This window comes from Corynebacterium sp. NML 120412, from assembly GCF_002285155.1.
Taxonomy (GTDB): domain Bacteria; phylum Actinomycetota; class Actinomycetes; order Mycobacteriales; family Mycobacteriaceae; genus Corynebacterium; species Corynebacterium gottingense.
Genome location: NZ_NSGL01000001.1, coordinates 1,141,327 through 1,158,148 on the forward strand (window position 1 = coordinate 1,141,327; position 16,822 = coordinate 1,158,148).

The 16,822-nt window shown below is 67.6% G+C and carries 15 protein-coding genes and 1 pseudogene; 8 read left to right on the forward strand and 8 right to left on the reverse strand.

Annotation, left to right across the window (positions count from 1 at the left end):
* Nucleotides 1-61: 61 nt before the first annotated feature.
* Entirely contained in the window at nucleotides 62-802 is a 741-nt protein-coding gene (locus tag CKJ84_RS05205; RefSeq protein ID WP_095546142.1) for a cyclase family protein, read from the reverse strand.
* Between the two features lie 144 nt (nucleotides 803-946).
* On the opposite strand from CKJ84_RS05205, the gene CKJ84_RS05210 reads away from it, so the two are divergent.
* A complete protein-coding gene (locus CKJ84_RS05210) occupies nucleotides 947-1,642 on the forward strand; it encodes a 3'-5' exonuclease (RefSeq protein ID WP_198949237.1) in 696 nt (231 codons plus the stop codon).
* Between the two features lie 366 nt (nucleotides 1,643-2,008).
* On the opposite strand, the gene CKJ84_RS05215 is transcribed toward CKJ84_RS05210, so the two are convergent.
* Nucleotides 2,009-2,854, reverse strand: coding sequence for a methionine synthase (locus CKJ84_RS05215; protein WP_095546143.1), 846 nt, complete (start codon nucleotides 2,852-2,854; stop codon nucleotides 2,009-2,011).
* Nucleotides 2,855-2,864: 10 nt separating this feature from the next.
* Complete coding sequence (mnmA, locus tag CKJ84_RS05220; RefSeq protein ID WP_095536932.1) at nucleotides 2,865-3,944, reverse strand: tRNA 2-thiouridine(34) synthase MnmA; 1,080 nt, start codon at nucleotides 3,942-3,944, stop codon at nucleotides 2,865-2,867.
* A 122-nt stretch (nucleotides 3,945-4,066) separates the two neighbouring features.
* Here mnmA and CKJ84_RS05225 point away from each other — a divergent pair, with 122 nt between their 5' ends.
* From CKJ84_RS05225 to CKJ84_RS05250, 6 genes are all read left to right on the forward strand, one after another.
* Nucleotides 4,067-5,245, forward strand: coding sequence for a sensor histidine kinase (locus tag CKJ84_RS05225; RefSeq protein ID WP_095546144.1), 1,179 nt, complete (start codon nucleotides 4,067-4,069; stop codon nucleotides 5,243-5,245).
* Nucleotides 5,242-5,943, forward strand: a complete 702-nt coding sequence (locus tag CKJ84_RS05230; protein WP_198949238.1) for a response regulator transcription factor — start codon at nucleotides 5,242-5,244, stop codon at nucleotides 5,941-5,943. Before CKJ84_RS05225 ends, CKJ84_RS05230 begins: the two co-directional genes overlap by 4 nt.
* 83 nt (nucleotides 5,944-6,026) lie before the next feature.
* Nucleotides 6,027-6,941, forward strand: coding sequence for an ABC transporter ATP-binding protein (locus CKJ84_RS05235; RefSeq protein WP_095546414.1), 915 nt, complete (start codon nucleotides 6,027-6,029; stop codon nucleotides 6,939-6,941).
* A complete protein-coding gene (locus CKJ84_RS05240) occupies nucleotides 6,938-7,684 on the forward strand; it encodes an ABC transporter permease (protein WP_095546145.1) in 747 nt (248 codons plus the stop codon). The genes CKJ84_RS05235 and CKJ84_RS05240 overlap by 4 nt, the downstream gene beginning before the upstream one ends.
* Nucleotides 7,685-7,686: 2 nt before the next feature.
* Nucleotides 7,687-8,436, forward strand: a complete 750-nt coding sequence (locus tag CKJ84_RS05245; RefSeq protein ID WP_095546146.1) for an ABC transporter permease — start codon at nucleotides 7,687-7,689, stop codon at nucleotides 8,434-8,436.
* A gap of 31 nt (nucleotides 8,437-8,467) precedes the next feature.
* Complete coding sequence (locus tag CKJ84_RS05250; protein WP_095546147.1) at nucleotides 8,468-9,298, forward strand: spermidine synthase; 831 nt, start codon at nucleotides 8,468-8,470, stop codon at nucleotides 9,296-9,298.
* Nucleotides 9,299-9,311: 13 nt separating this feature from the next.
* Here CKJ84_RS05250 and CKJ84_RS05255 read toward each other — a convergent pair whose 3' ends face one another.
* From CKJ84_RS05255 to CKJ84_RS05275, 5 genes and pseudogenes are all read right to left on the reverse strand, one after another.
* Entirely contained in the window at nucleotides 9,312-10,415 is a 1,104-nt protein-coding gene (locus tag CKJ84_RS05255; protein WP_095546148.1) for a glycoside hydrolase family 25 protein, read from the reverse strand.
* A 102-nt stretch (nucleotides 10,416-10,517) separates the two neighbouring features.
* On the reverse strand, nucleotides 10,518-11,654 hold the full coding sequence (locus tag CKJ84_RS05260) for a cysteine desulfurase family protein (RefSeq protein WP_095546149.1): 1,137 nt from the start codon (nucleotides 11,652-11,654) through the stop codon (nucleotides 10,518-10,520).
* Between the two features lie 21 nt (nucleotides 11,655-11,675).
* Nucleotides 11,676-12,838 (reverse strand): annotated as a pseudogene (locus CKJ84_RS05265) (SAM-dependent methyltransferase).
* The gene (locus CKJ84_RS05270; RefSeq protein WP_095546150.1) at nucleotides 12,819-13,691 is read right to left on the reverse strand and encodes an NUDIX domain-containing protein; all 873 of its coding nucleotides are present in this window, start codon (nucleotides 13,689-13,691) and stop codon (nucleotides 12,819-12,821) included. Before CKJ84_RS05270 ends, CKJ84_RS05265 begins: the two are co-directional and overlap by 20 nt.
* Nucleotides 13,692-13,743: 52 nt before the next feature.
* Nucleotides 13,744-14,601: an ABC transporter ATP-binding protein gene (locus CKJ84_RS05275; RefSeq protein WP_095546151.1), complete on the reverse strand. Its 858-nt coding sequence runs from the start codon at nucleotides 14,599-14,601 to the stop codon at nucleotides 13,744-13,746.
* A 188-nt stretch (nucleotides 14,602-14,789) separates the two neighbouring features.
* Here CKJ84_RS05275 and CKJ84_RS05280 point away from each other — a divergent pair, with 188 nt between their 5' ends.
* Nucleotides 14,790-16,814, forward strand: a complete 2,025-nt coding sequence (locus CKJ84_RS05280; protein WP_095546152.1) for a maltotransferase domain-containing protein — start codon at nucleotides 14,790-14,792, stop codon at nucleotides 16,812-16,814.
* The last annotated feature ends 8 nt before the right edge of the window (nucleotides 16,815-16,822 follow it).

Here is a 16,822-nt window from a genome sequence, read left to right on the forward strand (position 1 = left end):
GCCGTTGGATTCTAGTTGCCCGCGGCGCCGACCGGGGTGCGCCGACTCTGTGGCGTGCTGGCTACTCCTGGAAGAGCGCATACACGCGCGAGGTAATGCTTGGGGCGCCCTTGATATTCGCCGGGCCGGCCACGATCACGGCACCGGTGGCGGGCACCTGCGCGAGGTTGTCCAGCACCTCGATTTGGTAGATGTCCTGCTCCAGCACGTACAGCTCGCCGTAAAGGAAGCCGCGTTCCGCCACCGCGACACCGGGGTCGGTGTCCAGGGTTTCGTGGCCGATAGCTGCGACGCGGCGATCGTCGATAAGCACATGCAGCGCCTCGAGCGACCAGCCGGGGGTGTGCTGCACCCCGTCCTCGTCCAGGTTCACAAACGCGTCTGGGTCCTCCCAACGCGTGGACCAGCCGCTGGAGAAGGCGACGAAGCTGCCGGGCTCGATCGTGCCGTGCTCGGCCTCGAATGCGACGATGTCGTCGGCGGTCACGGCGTAGTCCGGGTCGGCCTCCACCTTGTCCTCCAGGTGCAGCACGTTGAGTGGCAGAATCAGCTCATCGACGCCGATGCCGGAGACGAGCCGCTTGCCCGCTGCGAAGTGGCCGGGCGCGTCGACGTGGGTGCCGTAGGGCGTGGCGAAGGTGTACTCCTTGGCCCAGAAGCGGTCCTTTTCGATGGTGCGGACGTCGCGCTCCTGCATCGGCTCGAATGCCGCGAAGCGCGGGATGCCGGGGTGGACCTCGTGGGTGAGGTCGACGCGCTTCGCGCCGAGGATCTGTTGCTGCCAGTCGGTGAGTCGTGCCATGGTGGGCCGCCTTTCGTCGGGATAGATCGGGGTGATGTGAGTCGACTATTCGCCACTAGACAGCTCGGTTCAATACTTCTATTCACCGCAACGACCCCCGTGCGTTCGAACGGAAAACCATCCCGTGTTGGGGGCGCGGATACAATGACGGGCATGGCTTCCGCACCCGCCGCTTTTGACGCGTCCCGCATGCTCTCCTTCGACCTCGAAACCACCTCCGTAAACCCGCTCGAGGCTCGCATTGTCACCTCAGCCCTCGTGCGTATCGACGGCCGCGAGGTCACCGCCAACGAGACCCTCGCTGACCCCGGCATGGAAATCCCAGAAGCCGCGGCAGCGGTCCACGGCATCAGCACCGAGAAGGCGCGCGCCGAGGGCCGCCCCCACGACGAGGTCCTGCGTGAGACCGTCGACGCTATCAAGCAGGGCTGGGAGGACGGGCTCACGCTGATCGTCTTCAACGCCCCCTACGACCTAAGCGTGTTGCGCGCGCTGACCGGCGACTTCACCGTGACCGGCCCGGTGTTTGACCCGCTGCTCATCGACAGGGCGCGCGACCGCTACCGTAAGGGCAAGCGCAACCTGGGCGCGCTGTGCGAGCACTACGGGGTGCGCCTGGACAACGCCCACGAAGCAACCTCGGACGCGATGGCGGCCGCGCGTATCGCGTGGAAGCAGGTGCGCAAGGTCTGGCCGGAACTCGCGAAGATGGACACCGACGAGCTCATGGAGTACCAGGCCGTAGAGAACTACCGCATCCAGACCGACCTGAAGAAGTGGCTGGAGTCGCGTGGGCGCGACGCGTCCAACGTGAACATGGGCTGGCCGATGGTGGGCTAAACCTCCGTGAGCTCCGCACGCAGCTTGTCGACAAACTCACGTAGCCCTTCGTCATCAGACCCAGGGCGTGTTCCTCCCCGTTCTTCGTCCGGACAATCATGTCGCCGTCAGTCAGGTCCACAGACTCGATGTCTTCTGCGAGCAGATGTGTGGATTCTCCGTCTTCCACCAGGCGAAGCGTTTGCCCATCGAAATGAGCTTCGCGTTTTTCCGGGAATCCCGAGAACACAACGAACCACAGCACACCGAGGGCGGTACCCAAAATAAGGTCGTCCAACACCAGGCCGAAGACGACAAAGAACATCGCGCCAAAGGTGACACCCGTCGCGTAGTCAGCGGTTTTCTTGCTCCAGTGCAGTGGCTCGCTCATACCTCCATGCTAAGCTCTTCGGCCATCTCGCGGGCCGCGCGATAGTTCGCGGCGGTGCCCACCAACGTCTCCGCGGGTTCGGCATATACGTCGACGCGGGTCTGCGCCGGGTCGATCTGCAGATCATCGAAGACACGGTAGAGCTCGCGCGGGGCCATGGTCGGAATCGCGATGCGAGTACCCTGGTCCAGCAGCTTGGCCAGCGTGTCCTTGTCGCAAGTGCGCGGGTCGGCGGTGATCCACGGGGTGGCGTCGAGAAGCTGCGGCGTATGTAGCAAGTGCTCCCCGAAACGCTGCAAGGTTTCCTGCGGCTCAGGGATGGCCCGGATCGTCTCGTAGTCTGTGGTGCCGCGGAGCGTACCGGCGGTGACCTCGGGCAGCAGCGGCTCGTCGAGCTGGAGTACGACGTCGCCGAAGCGTGCTGCGACATCGCGGCGGTGCTCGGTGCATGCCTCGAGCAGCGCGTCCGTGAGGTCGCGCAGCGCGCCGGCGTCGGTGATCATGCGGTGTCCGTTGGGCATCTCCACCTCGGCGGCAAGCGTAAACGGCCCGACCAGCTGCGCCTTGACGGTGTCAACCTTGCCGTGCCAGGCCTCCTCGAGCCCGTCGAGGTCGCGGGCCATGCGGTCGGCGTCACCGCGCTTGCGGGCGGCGACGCGCCAACCGCGCGGACCGCGACCAATCGGGATCTCCAGCAGCGCGGCCGTGCGCCCGATCGCGTCCGCACCCACGCCGCGCTCCGGCAGCTGCGGGATGTGCGGCAGGACCGTTTCCGAAAGCACCACGTCGGCGGCCTGCGCCAAGTCCGTGCCGGGCATCGGCCCGAGTCCAAAGGCGGTCATCGCAGCTCCCCTACGCCGTCGCGCAGATCGTGCCCGAGCCGAGAACCACATCGCCCAGCCCGTCCGGGTCAGGCAGGTAGAGCACCGCGGCCTGGCCGCGCGCCACGCCCTCGAGCGGGGTGTGCAGGTCAAGGGTCATTGAGTCGTCACCGATGCGCGCGGTGCACTTGACGACGCCACCGTGCGCCCGAATCTGCACATTCGCCTCAAACTCGCCCTCCATGGCCGGGTGAAGCACCTTCAGCCGGTCCGCGGTGATCTGGTTGATCTTCAGCGCCTCGCGCGGGCCCACCGTCACGGTGCCGGTCTCGGCGTCCACGTCGGTGACGTAGCGTGGCTTGCCGTCGGCGGCGGGCACGCGCAGATTCAGCCCGCGGCGCTGGCCGATTGTGTATTGGAACGCGCCGTCGTGCTCCTTGAGCTCGGTGCCGTCCTGGTCCTTGATCAGGCCGGGACGCATTCCGATCGAGCGTCCGAGGAACGCTTGCGTGTTGCCGTCCGGGATGAAGCAGATGTCGTAGGAATCCGGCTTGTTCGCCGTGGAGAACCCGTAGGCCGCGGCCTCCTCGCGGATCTGCGGCTTTTCCGTATCGCCCACTGGGAACAGGCAGCGGTCCAGCTCGTCGCGGGTGAGCACGCCCAGGACGTAGGACTGGTCCTTCTTGGGATCAGCGCTACGTCGTAAATTGCCCTCCGCATCCACGATGGCGTAGTGGCCGGTGGCCACCGCGTCGAAGCCGAGAGTGACCGCGCGCTCGAGCAGCGCCGCGAACTTGATTTTCTCGTTGCAGCGCAGGCAGGGGTTGGGGGTCTCGCCGTGCTCGTAGGACCAGACGAAGTTGTCAATCACGTCCTCTTTGAAACGGTCCGAGAAATCCCACACGTAAAACGGGATGCCCAGCTTGTCGCACACCCGGCGCGCGTCCGCGGAATCCTCGAGCGAGCAGCAGCCGCGGGCTGACTCACGAGTTTGCTGCGCGTCCTTGGACAGCGCGAGGTGGACGCCGATGACGTCGTGGCCCTGTTCAACCAGGCGCGCAGCCGCCACCGAGCTGTCCACGCCCCCGCTCATCGCTGCTAATACTCGCATGTGGCGGAAGTGTACCCGTCAACAGGAGCCGGGGAAAACCCGTCGGCGCTGGGCTCTCAACAGGCCGGAGGGTCATACCGTGGCATGACGATTCAGCTGCGCGGGTTGGCTAGGTTGAGGGTATGCCACGCACAACTCCCCCGTCGCCGGTTCGTGTGCGAGACGTTGTCATTGCCATAGCGCTTGCTGCGTGCGCTGCGCTCGGTGTCGTCAGTGCCTCGCAACCCGTCTGGGCAACCGCCATGCTCGTCGTGTGGACGGCCGCTGCGCCATTCACGCGGTGGCGGTGGCCGATCACGACGGCGCTCTCCGCGTGTGCGCTGTTGGGCATCCGCGCCTGCAGCACGGAGCTCACCATCGCCGAGATCGTCGTCGCGGTCTTCACCGCGTACATCGCCCGCCGCAACCTGCGCCCTGTGCTTCGCGACGTCGCCGCCGCAGCGCTGGTCGTGGGCGATCTCCTCGCGCTCTCCCTGGTGTCGCCCGTGCTGCGGAGCATGCCTCTCGACGAGCGCCTCCCCTACCTCGTGTGGAGCGCCACGCTCCTCGTCGCAGCTGGGCTCTTCGGCGAGCTCCGCAGGCGCGCGGAGGAAACCGCGGCCCGCGAACTGGAGCAGGCGCTACAGCGGCAACGGATAGCACTCGAGCACGCCATGTCGGAGGAGCGCGCCTTCCTCGCCCGCGAGATCCACGACGTGGTCACGCACTCGCTGGCCGTGATGGTCGCGCAGGCCGACGGCGGCCGATATTGCGGGGACGGCGACTCCGCGCTCGCGGCCAAGGACGAGGCGCTACGCACGATCGGCGAGGTCGGCCGGGAGTCGCTCACCCAGATGCGCGAGGTAGTCACGTTACTACGCGCGCCAGAAACGCGGCCGGTCGCACCGTCACCCCATTCACTTGACCTGGACGAGCTGGTGCGCACGAGCCGACTCGGCGGCCTGGCCGTGGACTACACGGAGGCCGGCACCCCGCCTGAGCAACTGCCGCTGGCCACGGCGATCGCGACCCGGCGCATGGTCCAGGAGGCGCTTACGAATGCGCTCAAGCACGGCGACGGCCGGGCCTCGCTCGACGTGACGTGGCAGGACGAGCTGGTGGTGATCAAGGTGGTCAACGCCATCGCAGCCCCGCCGTCCGGCCCCTCGGACGGTCACGGTTTGCGGGGGATGCGCGAGCGAGCTTCGCTTATCGACGCCACCGTGCACACCGGCCCCGCGCACTCCAACATTGGAGCGCAGCAGTGGGTGACTGAGCTGCGCGTCCCCTACGCTGACCCTCACCCGAAGGAGCAGGCATGAGCACAATTCACGTCGGCATCGTCGACGACCAGGCGCTCTTCCTCCACGGGATTCGCCGCGTTATCGATTCCCAACCGGACATGTCGGTGCAGTGGCTTGCCGCCAACGGCGCCGGGGCCCTCGAGCAGCGCGAGGCGCGCCCGGTCGACCTGATACTGATGGACGTGCAGATGCCGGTCCTCGACGGCATTGCCGCCACCGCCGAGGTCGCCCGCCGGTTCCCGGCGACGAAGGTGGTCATCTTGACCACATTCGATGACGAAGACTACGTGGTCAACGCCCTTTCCGCTGGCGCGAGCGGCTTCCTGCTCAAGGACGCGCAGCCCGAGGTGCTCCTTGACGCCATCCGCACCGTGGCCGCCGGCGACGCCGTCATCTCTCCGCGAGCCACCAAACGCATCCTCGCGCGATTCTCCCAGCACCCATCTCCTGCCGAGCACCACGACACCCCACCGCTCTCGGACGGGGATCGCGTGGCGCTCGAGGAGCTCACTGCCCGGGAGCGCGAGGTCCTCGTCGCGATCGGCCGCGGCTGGTCGAATGCGGAGATCGCCGAGCGCATGTTCATTTCCATGCCGACGGTGAAGACCCACGTCGGCCGGATCCTGTCCAAGACACAGTCGCGCGACCGCGTGCACGCGGCGCTGTTTGCCTACCGCACCGGCCTGGTCAGTCGCGCCGATCTGCTCGCTCCCTAAGGTGCGCTCATCCCCGGGTATGACGCGAAAGATGGTACCCCGCTCCGATGTTTTCGCAGCTCCGCGCGGCAAGAGTGGAAGCCATGGACACACCAATCATTGCAACGAAGGGTCTGACTAAGACCTACGGGAAACACGCAGTCGTCGATAAGCTCGATCTCGAAGTGCCCCAGGGCGCGGTACATGGCCTGCTGGGACCGAACGGCTCGGGCAAGTCGACCACGATGAAAATGCTGCTCGGCTTGACCACCCCCACCTCCGGCGAGATCACCGTACTGGGCCGTCCGATGACGCGCGCGACCCGCGGCGAGGTACTCACCGGTATTGGTTCGCTCATCGAGTCGCCCGCCGCGTACCCGCACCTCACCGGCGCCGAGAACATGCGCATTGTCACCCGCCTGTTTAAGGCCGACCCCGCCAACGCGCAGCGCGCGGTGCGACTCGTGCGCCTTGAACAGCACATGGACAAGCAGGTCAAGCACTATTCACTCGGGATGAAGCAGCGCCTCGGGATCGCCATCGCGCTTGTGCGCGACCCGCAGCTGCTCATTCTGGACGAGCCCACCAACGGCCTCGACCCAGCCGGCATCGAGGAGATCCGCGAGCTCATCATCAGCCTCGCACGCGACGAGGGCCGCACCGTCCTCGTCTCAAGCCACCTCCTCTCCGAGATTGAGAAGATGTCCACCAGCCTAAGCATCATCAACCAGGGCAAGCTCGTCTTTCAGGGCTCGCAGCAGCAGCTTTTCGACGCCCACCTCCCCGACCTCTTCATCCAAACCCCAGCAGCCGACGCGGCCACGGAGGTCCTGCGGGCATCGCGCCCCCGCACCGTGCCCGGCGGAGTGGAGCTGACCGGGCTTGCCGACGACGACGTCGCCGCCGCGTGCGCACACCTTGTCAGCCACGGCGTGCCGATCCACCAGGTCGTGCGCAAACGCCGCAGCCTCGAAGAGATCTTCATTGGCATGACGGGACGAGAGGGGCTCAGCGCATGAGCGTCGAACTGTTAAAACTGCGCCGCACACATGTCCTTCTGCTGGGCGGGGCGCTCTCGCTCGGCATCGTTTTGATAGCAAACATGAACGTCTTTGCCGGCGATCAGATCGAGCAATTCACCTCCGACCCGCACGACTCTTGGGCCAGCCACCTCATCGGTGTCGCGATCGCGCTCGCATTCCTTACACCCCTGCAGGCCGCGATCATTGCCAGCCGCACCGTGGATAACGAGCACGCCAACGGCGGGTGGCTGCTCAACGCTGTGGCGGGCATCCGGCAGGGCACGCTCTTGCGCCGCAAGCTTCGCGTTGTCGCACCGCTGGTTGTCGCGCTGAAGCTTATAGAAGTCGGCGCAAGTGTCGCCTTGCCCGCTGCCATGGGAGCGCCGCTCCCCGCGGGCTCGGTCGCATCCGCGTGGGTGGCGTACGGCGCCGCCGCTGTGGTGACCAGCCTTGCCCTTACGGGCATCATGCTCGTCCTCGCCGCCGTGACGGATTCCCAGATCGGCGTACTCACCTTGGGGGTGGTGGGCGGTTTCCTGGGGATTGCTTCGCTGCTCTCCCCCGCCTGGCTCGCTGCGATCAACCCGTTTGGCTACTTCGCGGTGGTACTTCCCTACACCTTTGCCGACGACGGCATCGCCCTCACCCAGCCCCATTGGGTGTTGTGGGCCGCCTACGCCATCTGCCTCGCCGCCGCTTTCGCCGTGGCGACCCGGTACCTCAATAGGAAGGAAATTTAGCCATGGACCTGCTTGTCAATGATCTTGCTAAGCTCCGTCGCACCCACATTGCTGCGGTGCTGTGCGGCGTCCCGCTGATCGCGGTCGCGTTCGGCGTGGCCAACTACGCTGCAAACTCCGAAACGCTGAGTGCGGGGTGGCAAAGCTACTGGTCGCAAGCGACCCTGTTCTACGGCATGCTGTTTATGGTGGTGGGCATTGCCATCATCGCCGCAGCGGCGTGGCGCGTCGAGCACCGCGGCGGCAACTGGCATACACTGCTTACCTCGTCTCGGTCCGCGGGCGCGATCGTCGCCGCCAAGCTGGGGGCGATCGCTACCCTCACGCTTCTCATGCAGCTCATCTTCATCGTGTGCAGTCTTGCCGGCGGGTGGATGCGCGGGCTCAGCGGCATGCCGCCGTGGGCGCTGCCCGCGTCGTCGCTCATTGCGGTGCTCCCGGCGGTGGCGGTCGCGGCGTGGCAAAGCTTTTTGTCCATGGTCATCCGCAACTTTGCTATGCCGATCGCGCTCGGCGCGGTCACGGGCGTCATTTCCTTCGGGTCGATCGCTGCCAGGGCACACGCGATGCAGTTCGTGCTCCCGCCCGTCGGATTGTCCAAGGCGCTGTGGATGAGCAGCTCTGCGGTCGCGGACGCCAACGCACTCGACCCGAAAACAGTCGCCAGCATCACCCTCACAGCCGCGGTACTCGCCGTGGCAGGGTGGCTCGCGTCAACGATGTACCTGCGCCGCGTCGACGTGAACGCTTAAGTCCCCGGGGCTGCCGGGTACCCTGCCAGGCATGGCTGCGAAACAGGAGACGTACCAGATCGACACCGGCGAGGCCGAGGTCCACCACGAGCCTGACGGGTCGATGGTGCTGCTGGTCAACGGAGTCCCCAGCTCGCACGTCGTCCCCGGCGAGCCGCAGCGCCTGGATTTTGAGTACATGCGCTGGATCGCGGACTTCCTGGACTCACTCCAGCACCGTGGCGTGAGCGACCGGGCCCGCTGGCCCAAGCCTCGCCTGACGCACTTGGGCGGCGCGGCCTGCTCGCTGCCGCGATACTTCGCGGATGGGTGGCCGGGCTCGCGCAACACCGTCGTGGAAATCGACGGCAGGCTCGCCGAGCTCGCGCGCGAGCTGTTCGACGTCCCCCGCGCCCCCGCCGTGAAGATCCGGGTGGGCGATGCGCGCGAGGTCACCGACTCGTTCAAGCCGGCGACCCGGGACGTCATCATCCGCGACGTGTTCGCCAACGCCGTGACTCCGCGGGAGCTGACGACGGTGGAGTTTTATGGGAACGTGTGGGCGTCGATAAGCGAAACCGGCGTCTACGTGGCCAACTGTGGCTCGCGCGCGGACCTCAAGGAGGCTAAGGAGGAGCTGGCCGGTATGTGTGAGGTGTTCCCGCACGTTGCGGCGATCGCGGACCCGCCGATGCTCAAGGGGCGGCGCTACGGCAATATCGTGCTCATCGGCGCCAACACCCCCATCGAGGCGAGCCCGCAGCTCACGCGCAACCTGCTCAAGGGCGCGGTGCCGGCGCAGTTCAAGGGCGAGCAGTGGGCACGGAGCTTAGCGACGACTCCGCGCCACGACCCCGAGCCGACACCCCCTGCCGGCGAGTGAGGAACTCCCGGGGCTACTTGGTGGCGTTATCCAACAGGATGAGCAGGTCGCCGACCTGGTAGTCGCCGATCATCATGCTGCGCAGGTCATCGACCGGCAGCTCGCCGTTGGCGGCGAGCTTGGCCACCAGGTCAGCGATGTTGCGCGCGTCCTCGTCGTCGAAGCCTGCCTGGTCGGCGGCCTCGGCGAGCCCGGCGATGCCGAGGGCGCCGCCCGCCAGCGCGAGGATCGCGACGACCAGCGCGGTGTTGTCCTGCTCCAGGACCTGCAGCTCGCCGGAGTCGGGTGCCTGGAACTGCTCGAGTAGGCCGCCGGCTGCGTCCAGGTTGCCGGCCGCGAACGCGTTGTACTGGGCGCCGGTGCCGTTGAACAGGTTCATGTCCACCGGGGTGTTGATGCCGGCAACGCGGCCGGCATCGGAGCGCTGCCAGAAGCTCAGCGTGCGCCAGCCACCAACCGGGGCCGGGGGCTGGTTCTGGTACGCGGCCAGCCAGAGCGGGTAGCTGGTGAACGCATTGGTGTTGTTCATGTGCTCGTACCAGAAGTAGCGGTAGGTGTACACGATGGGCTTGCGGCCGGTGCGCGCTTCAACCTCGCCCAGGAAGAGCTGGGTCCAGGCTGCGAGCTGGACCGGGCCGAGCCCCTCGTCGACCTCCAGGTCCAGCACCGGCGGCAGGTCTGTCTTGGGGCCCGCGTTGATGACGTCGGCGAAGTAGCGGGCCTGCGCCAGCGCGTCCTCGGCGGGCCGTGCGTAGTGGTACGCGCCGGCCTGCATGCCCGCATCCGCGGCGGCCTGGGCGTCCTGGTCGTAGAAGTCATTTTTGAATCCGACGCCCTCGGTGGCCTTGATAAACGCGAACTTCTGACCGCCCGGGCCAGAAACGGTCTTCCAATCAATTGGGCCGCCGCCCGGGTGCTGGTGGCCGGCAACGTCGACGCCGGAGATCAAGCCGGGTAGCGACTGCGCGTCCGCGGTCTTCTGACCGATCGGGCTCACGACGAGCAGGGTGAACACCATCGCGGTGGAGACCACCGCGGCAATGAGGGCTTTGGGGTGGCTGAGCAGGGCGTGCGGGCGCGAGGCGCGCGCGGGGGAAAGCGTCCAGGGTGCGTGCATACCTGGCACTCTAGCGCACTCAAGTCACAACATTCACACGAGACACACCACTGGAGGCGGGAACTTTTGGGAGCACAAGGGGCGCTGGTAAGCGCCCCTTCCCTAGAGCGAGCCGGCAGCGCGGGCACGCTCGATGACCCCGACGATATGGGCCACGAAGGTGTCGACGTCCTCCTCGGTGGTGGTTCGCCCCAGCGTGAGGCGCAGCGCGCCCATGCCATCGCGAGCGTCCACCCCCATCGCCTCGAGCACGTGCGAGACGCGGTGCACGCCCGCCGAGCAGGCCGAGCCCGCTGAGGCCTCGACACCGAGCGAGTCGAGCAGCATGAGCATGGACTCCGCCTCCGCGCCCGGGAAGAGCAGGTGTGCGTGGCCGGCCAGGCGGGGTTCGGTCGCGGTCACCTTCGTCCCCGGGACCGCGGCGACGACACGCTCGATGAGCTGGTCGCGCAGGCCCGCGATCCGTGCGTTCTCCGCCTCGCGCTCGTCCAGCGCTTCGCGCAAGGCAGCCGCCGTCGCCGCCGCAGCAGCGACATCGACGGTGCCGGGGCGCAGTCCTCGCTCCTGGCCGCCGCCGAGCACCACCGGCAGAGGGACCGGGGAACGCTTGGCCAGCAGGATGCCGGAGCCGCGGGGTCCGCCGAACTTGTGCGCGCTGGCGGCCAGTGTCGTCGCACCGGACGCGTGGAAGTCCACCTCGACCTTGCCCACCGCCTGCACCGCGTCGACGTGCAACGGCGTGCCGGCGGCGTTCGCACGCTCGGCGGCCTCACGGACCGGCTGGATCGCGCCAGTCTCGTTGTTTGCCCACATGAGCGTCGCCACCGCGGCGGGATCATCGAGCGCCGAAAGTTCGCGGACGTGGCCACCCCGGTCTGGCTCCAGCCACGCCACCTCCGCCCCTTCGGTCTGTGCCAGAGACTTGACCGTCTCCAGGACCGCGGAGTGCTCGATCGTGCTCGCGACGACCCGGCGCGGCGCCCCCTCCCTCGTCCGGGCACGGTAAAGGCCGCGCACCGCGATGTTGTCCGCCTCGGTGCCGGAACCGGTGAACACCACTTCGACCGGGTCCGCGCCGAGCAGCTCAGCGATGTCCTCGCGTGCCTGCGCGAGGACAGCGTTCGCCGCGCGGCCGGAGCCGTACTGCCCGCCCGGGTTGACGGCGTGTGCGTGTTCCACCCAGGCGTCGATAGCCACTTGCCGCATGGGGGTTGTTGCTGCGTGATCCAGATACACCATGCCGCTCATCGTAGCCGTCGGCTACGCAGCCGGGCGGTGCTCCCTCGCGTCGCAGATGTAGGCGAGCGCGTCGTCGCCGACCCGGGCTACAATCACGGCCCGCTGCTGCGCACCTTTGAGTTTGAGCTTGTTGCGCAGCGCATCGGGGTCCACGTCCACGCCGCGCACGAGGATCTCTACCGCCCCGGCGTCGTGGGCGCGGAGGGCCGCCTTCAGCTTCTTCAGCTGCACCACCTCGCGCAGGCGGAACCCGCTGTACCCCGGAGGTACGTCCCGCCCGGTCAGAAACGCGATGTGCGGATCGAGCATCCAGAGTCCGTGGCGGCGTGCCCACTCCTGCACCAGCCCGGCGCGGATGACGGCGCCGTCGGGTTCGACGATCCACTCCCCCGGCCCTTCGGCGCGATGATCCCCCTCGCCCACGACGTCGCCCGCGCCGCGCACCACGTCCACGAACCCGTCGGCGCGGAGCACGACCGCCTCGCGCCCGGCGCCAATGCCGGGCGTGTAGAGGCAGGTTTCCTTCACCCCGCCGTCGAGCGAGACGACACTGACCAGACCGTTCCACTCCGAGTAATCAATGCCCGGCGCGCACTTGATTGCCAGCTCCGAACTCCGGTAGGCGTCCACGAGCGCAGGCAGGGGCGGCTCGAGGTCGGCGGGGTCTGTGATGCGACGCCCGTTCTTGCGCCGCGCCGGGTCCGCAACAACCACGCCCCTTGCCACCGGCGCGGACACCGGGTGCAGCGCGTCGGCGCGGACGAGCCAGGCGTCGCGGCCGAGGTTGTAACGCGCCATGCGCAGCCGCGCCGCGTCCAAGTCGGAGCCCAGCCAGGTGAGCCCCGCGTCCACCATGTGTGGGGCCTCGGAACCCACCGAGCACGTCACGTCGTGCACGAGCGTCGCGCCCGCGCCGGCGAGCGTGCGCGCGCGGTACGCGGCCACGAGCGCCGCTGCTGCGCGGCGTCGGAGTCGGTGAGCCACCAGCCGGGGAACTTCCCGTCCGCCTGCCGCTGCGCGGCGATGAGCGCGGACACGGCGCGGGCGTGCTCCCCAAACTCCGCGTCTAGCCGCGCCCGGTCCGCAAACACGCTCGCCTTCGTCAGCGCGATCTCCGGGGCGAGCGCCTCGATCCGCGCGGCGTGCTCCGCCAGGTAGACGACCTCACTCGGGCTGAATGCCATAGCGGCCTCCGATCCGGTCCTTGGGTTTGAACGTGAAAAACTCGGCGAAGCGTTCGTCGTCCACCGGGTCTCCGATCACCGGCGTAATGGTCGCGTGCTTGGCCGCGGCCAAGACCTCGTCGACGGTTCCGTACTGCTCGATGAGCCGCAGCTGCGCCCAGGTCGCGGGGGCGAAGCGGACCAGCCCGTGGCGCCACCCCTCCAGCAGAAGGGAGGGCGGGAACCAGTTCGCGTCGTCTGCTTCCCCCGTGTTGCCGTCCGGTTCCTGCCCCGTCGGGTTGGCCGCGATGAAGCTGAACGTGTCGAACCAGTCGCCGCGAGCGGATTGGCCCACCCAGCGCGCGAACGGTTTGAGCAGGTCGGCGCACACGTTGAGGTCGTTGTCGCGCAGCACGTCCGTCAGCGAGATTTCGTGCGACTCCAGTTGGAGGCGCTGGTGGTGGAACGGGCGGGCGTCGGCAAGCAGCTGCCCCTCCTCGTCGACGGCGAGCAACGTGCCGGATTCTTCGAAGAGCTCGCGCACCGCCGCGAACACCAGCGCGTGTGCCTTGTACTTGGTCACGCCGAGCTGGCGGGCCATGGAGATCGCGCTGCGGCCGAGCCACAGGTCGCCGTCGTTCCACGAGCGGCCCGGAAAGTCGCGGCTGTCCACCCCGCCGCCGGGAAACACCGTTACCCCGGGGTAGTTCTTCATGCTCAGCACGCGTTCCTGCATCCAAACTTCCAGCCCAGCGGCGGTGTCGCGCAGCAGGATCACGGTGGCGGACATGCGCGCGCCATGAAACCCGCTGACCTCGGTGACGTCGATCTCGTCGCCGCGGTCGGCGGAGAACGCCCCCACGCTGCGCTGCATGCCTCGACTCATAGTTCCGAAGGGCCTCGAGTGCTTCTCGACGCCCCCGCACTCACTTCCTGTGCGCCCCAGCGCGGGAGGAGCGCGCCCGGCGCGCGAAGTAGCGCCCGTCGGCGCGCGTCACCTCGATCGGCTGGTGGTAGGCCTTGGACACGTTCTCGCTGTTCAGCACGTCATCGATGAGCCCTTGCGCGACCACTTCACCTTCGTCCAGCAGCATGGCGTGCGTAAAGCCGTACGGAATCTCCTCGAGGTGGTGGGTGATCATCACCATCGCCGGCGCGTCCGGGTCGAGCGCGAGTTCGCCTAGGTAGGCCATGAGGTCCTCGCGGCCGCCCAGGTCCATGCCCGCGGCCGGCTCGTCCATGATGAGCAGCTCCGGGTTGATCATCACCGCGCGCGCCACCATGACGCGCTTCTTCTCACCGTCGGACAGCGTGCCCCAGCGGCGGTCGATGAGGTGCATCGCGCCGACCTGCTCGAGCACGTCCATGGCCTGCTCGTAGTCCATCTCGTCGTAGTCCTCGCGCCACCGGCCCACGATGGCGTAGCCGGCGGAGACAACCAGGTCCCCCACCTTCTCGTCCTCCGGGACGCGCTGCGCGAGCGCCGAGGAGGTCAGCCCGATCGCGGCGCGCAGATCGCGCATGTCGGTGCGCCCGAGCTGCTCGCCGAGCACGAACGCCGTGCCCTTGGACGGGAACTCCAGGGCCGATGCCATCCGGATCAGCGTGGTCTTGCCGGCGCCGTTCGGGCCCACGATCACCCAGCGCTCATCCAGTTCCACTTGCCAATCCACGGGGCCGACGAGTGTATTGCCGCCGCGGACGAACTCCACGTCGCGGAAGTCGAGCAGGAGGTCTGGGTCGGTCACTGGTTCGGTTGCTTGTGCGTCATTCACGCCTCCCATTCTGTCCTATTTTCCGGCGCATGTGGGGAGGTTGGGGTGCGCGTCGCACCAGCGCGAAAGTTAGGAGCAACTTAGGCCGGTGCGGTCCTTGCAGTTTCGCTACTGTGGCTAGTGTTACTGACCGGCTCGCGGTTGGCGCAGCACGCGCGTCGCGGGATCCCTACGCCACGTACGAGGTAGATGACGCCATGGTTGCAAGATTCGGAATTGATGATGTCCGGCCCCAGGTCTCTGGCCGCACGCTGCCATCGAAGGCGGTCGTCGGCGAGGTCGTTCCCGTCTCCGCCCTGGTGTGGCGCGAGGGCCACGACGCGGTGGCCGCAACCCTGGTGATCACCTCCCCCGACGGCGAGCAGTACTCCGTGCACATGCACCCGGAGCCCTACCGCCCCGACTACGTCCACTCCGTCTTCGTGCCCGACGAGCAGGGCCTGTGGCAGTTCCGCGTAGACGCCTGGTCCGACGTCATGGCGACCTGGCGCAACGCGGTGACGAAGAAGCTGGCGGCCGGCCAGTCCGCCGCCGAGCTGGCCAATGACCTCGCCCACGGCATCGAGCTGTTCACCGCCGCCGCCGAGCAAACCCCCGCCCCCGACGCCGCTGTGCTCAGCGACGCAGCATCGGCGCTTGCCGACGATTCCCTCCCCCTCCAGGAGCGCATCGAAGCCGGCCTGAGCGAGGACGTCCTGGACGTGCTCGCCGCCTACCCACTGCGCGACCTGGTTTCCCACGGCCCGGTGTGCGACGTGCTCGTGGAGCGTCGCGAAGCGCTCGTGAACTCCTGGTACGAGCTCTTCCCGCGCTCCACCGGCGGCCGCGACGAGAGCGGCGCACCGGTCCACGGCACGTGGGCGACGACCGCTCAGGCGCTCGACCGCGTGGCTGCGATGGGCTTTGACACCGTCTACTTCCCGCCGATCCACCCGATCGGCGAGGTCAACCGCAAGGGCCGCAACAACTCCGTGACCGCGGCGCCTGGCGACGTGGGCTCCCCCTGGGCCATCGGCTCCAAGGACGGCGGCCACGACGCATTCCACCCGGAGCTCGGCGGCGAGGAAGAATTCCTCGACATGCTCCACCACGCCGACCAGCTCGGCCTGGAGATCGCCCTCGACTTCGCCCTGCAGGCCGCGCCCGACCACCCGTGGGCCGACGACCACCCCGAGTTCTTCACCGTGCTCGCGGACGGCACCATCGCCTACGCGGAGAATCCGCCGAAGAAGTACCAGGACATCTACCCCATCAACTTTGATAATGACCCGGAGACCCTCTACGACGAGGTCTACCGCGTCATCATGTACTGGGTCGAGCTGGGCATCTCTACCTTCCGCGTGGACAACCCGCACACCAAGCCGGTGAACTTCTGGCACTGGCTCATTGCCAAGGTGCACGAGACCCACCCGGACGTCATCTTCCTCGCCGAGGCGTTTACCCGCCCGCCGCGCATGTACGGGCTGTCCAAGGCCGGTTTCTCACAGTCTTACACCCACTTCACCTGGAAGGTGAGCAAGGAAGAGCTCACCGACTTCACCCAGCTGCTCATCGACGTCGCCGACGTCTCCCGCCCCAACCTGTTTGTCAACACCCCCGACATCCTGCATGCCTCGCTGCAGCAGGGCGGCCCCGCCGCCTTCGCGCTCCGCGCCACACTCGCCGCGACGATGAGCCCGCTGTGGGGTGTCTACTCCGGCTACGAGCTCTACGAGTCCATCCCCGTGCACGGCGGCTCCGAGGAGTACATGGATTCTGAGAAGTACCAGCTGCGCCCCCGCGACTTCGAGGCGGCCCTCGAGCGCGGCCAGTCCCTCGAGCCCTACCTCACCCTGCTCAACCGCATCCGCCGCGAGCAGCCTGCCCTGCAGCAGCTGCGCCAGATCCGCTTCCACGAGGTGACCAACGACCAGATCATCGCCTACTCCAAGGTCGACGCGGTCACGGGCAACGCCGTCCTCGTTGTGGTCAACCTGGACCCCTGGCACATGCAAGAGGGCATGGTGCATATCGACGCCGCCTCACTCGGCCTGGACAACGGCGAGCCCTTCCCGGTCCACGACCTCATCACCGGCGACCGCTACACCTGGAACGAGCACAACTACGTCCAGCTCGTGCCGCAGCAAAACGTTGCCCATATCTTCCGCCTGCCCGAGGTTGCTCCGGAGCGTCGTGAAGCGCTCGCGTACCGCCAGATCTCGGACCACGACTACCGCCCGTAACCAGCACC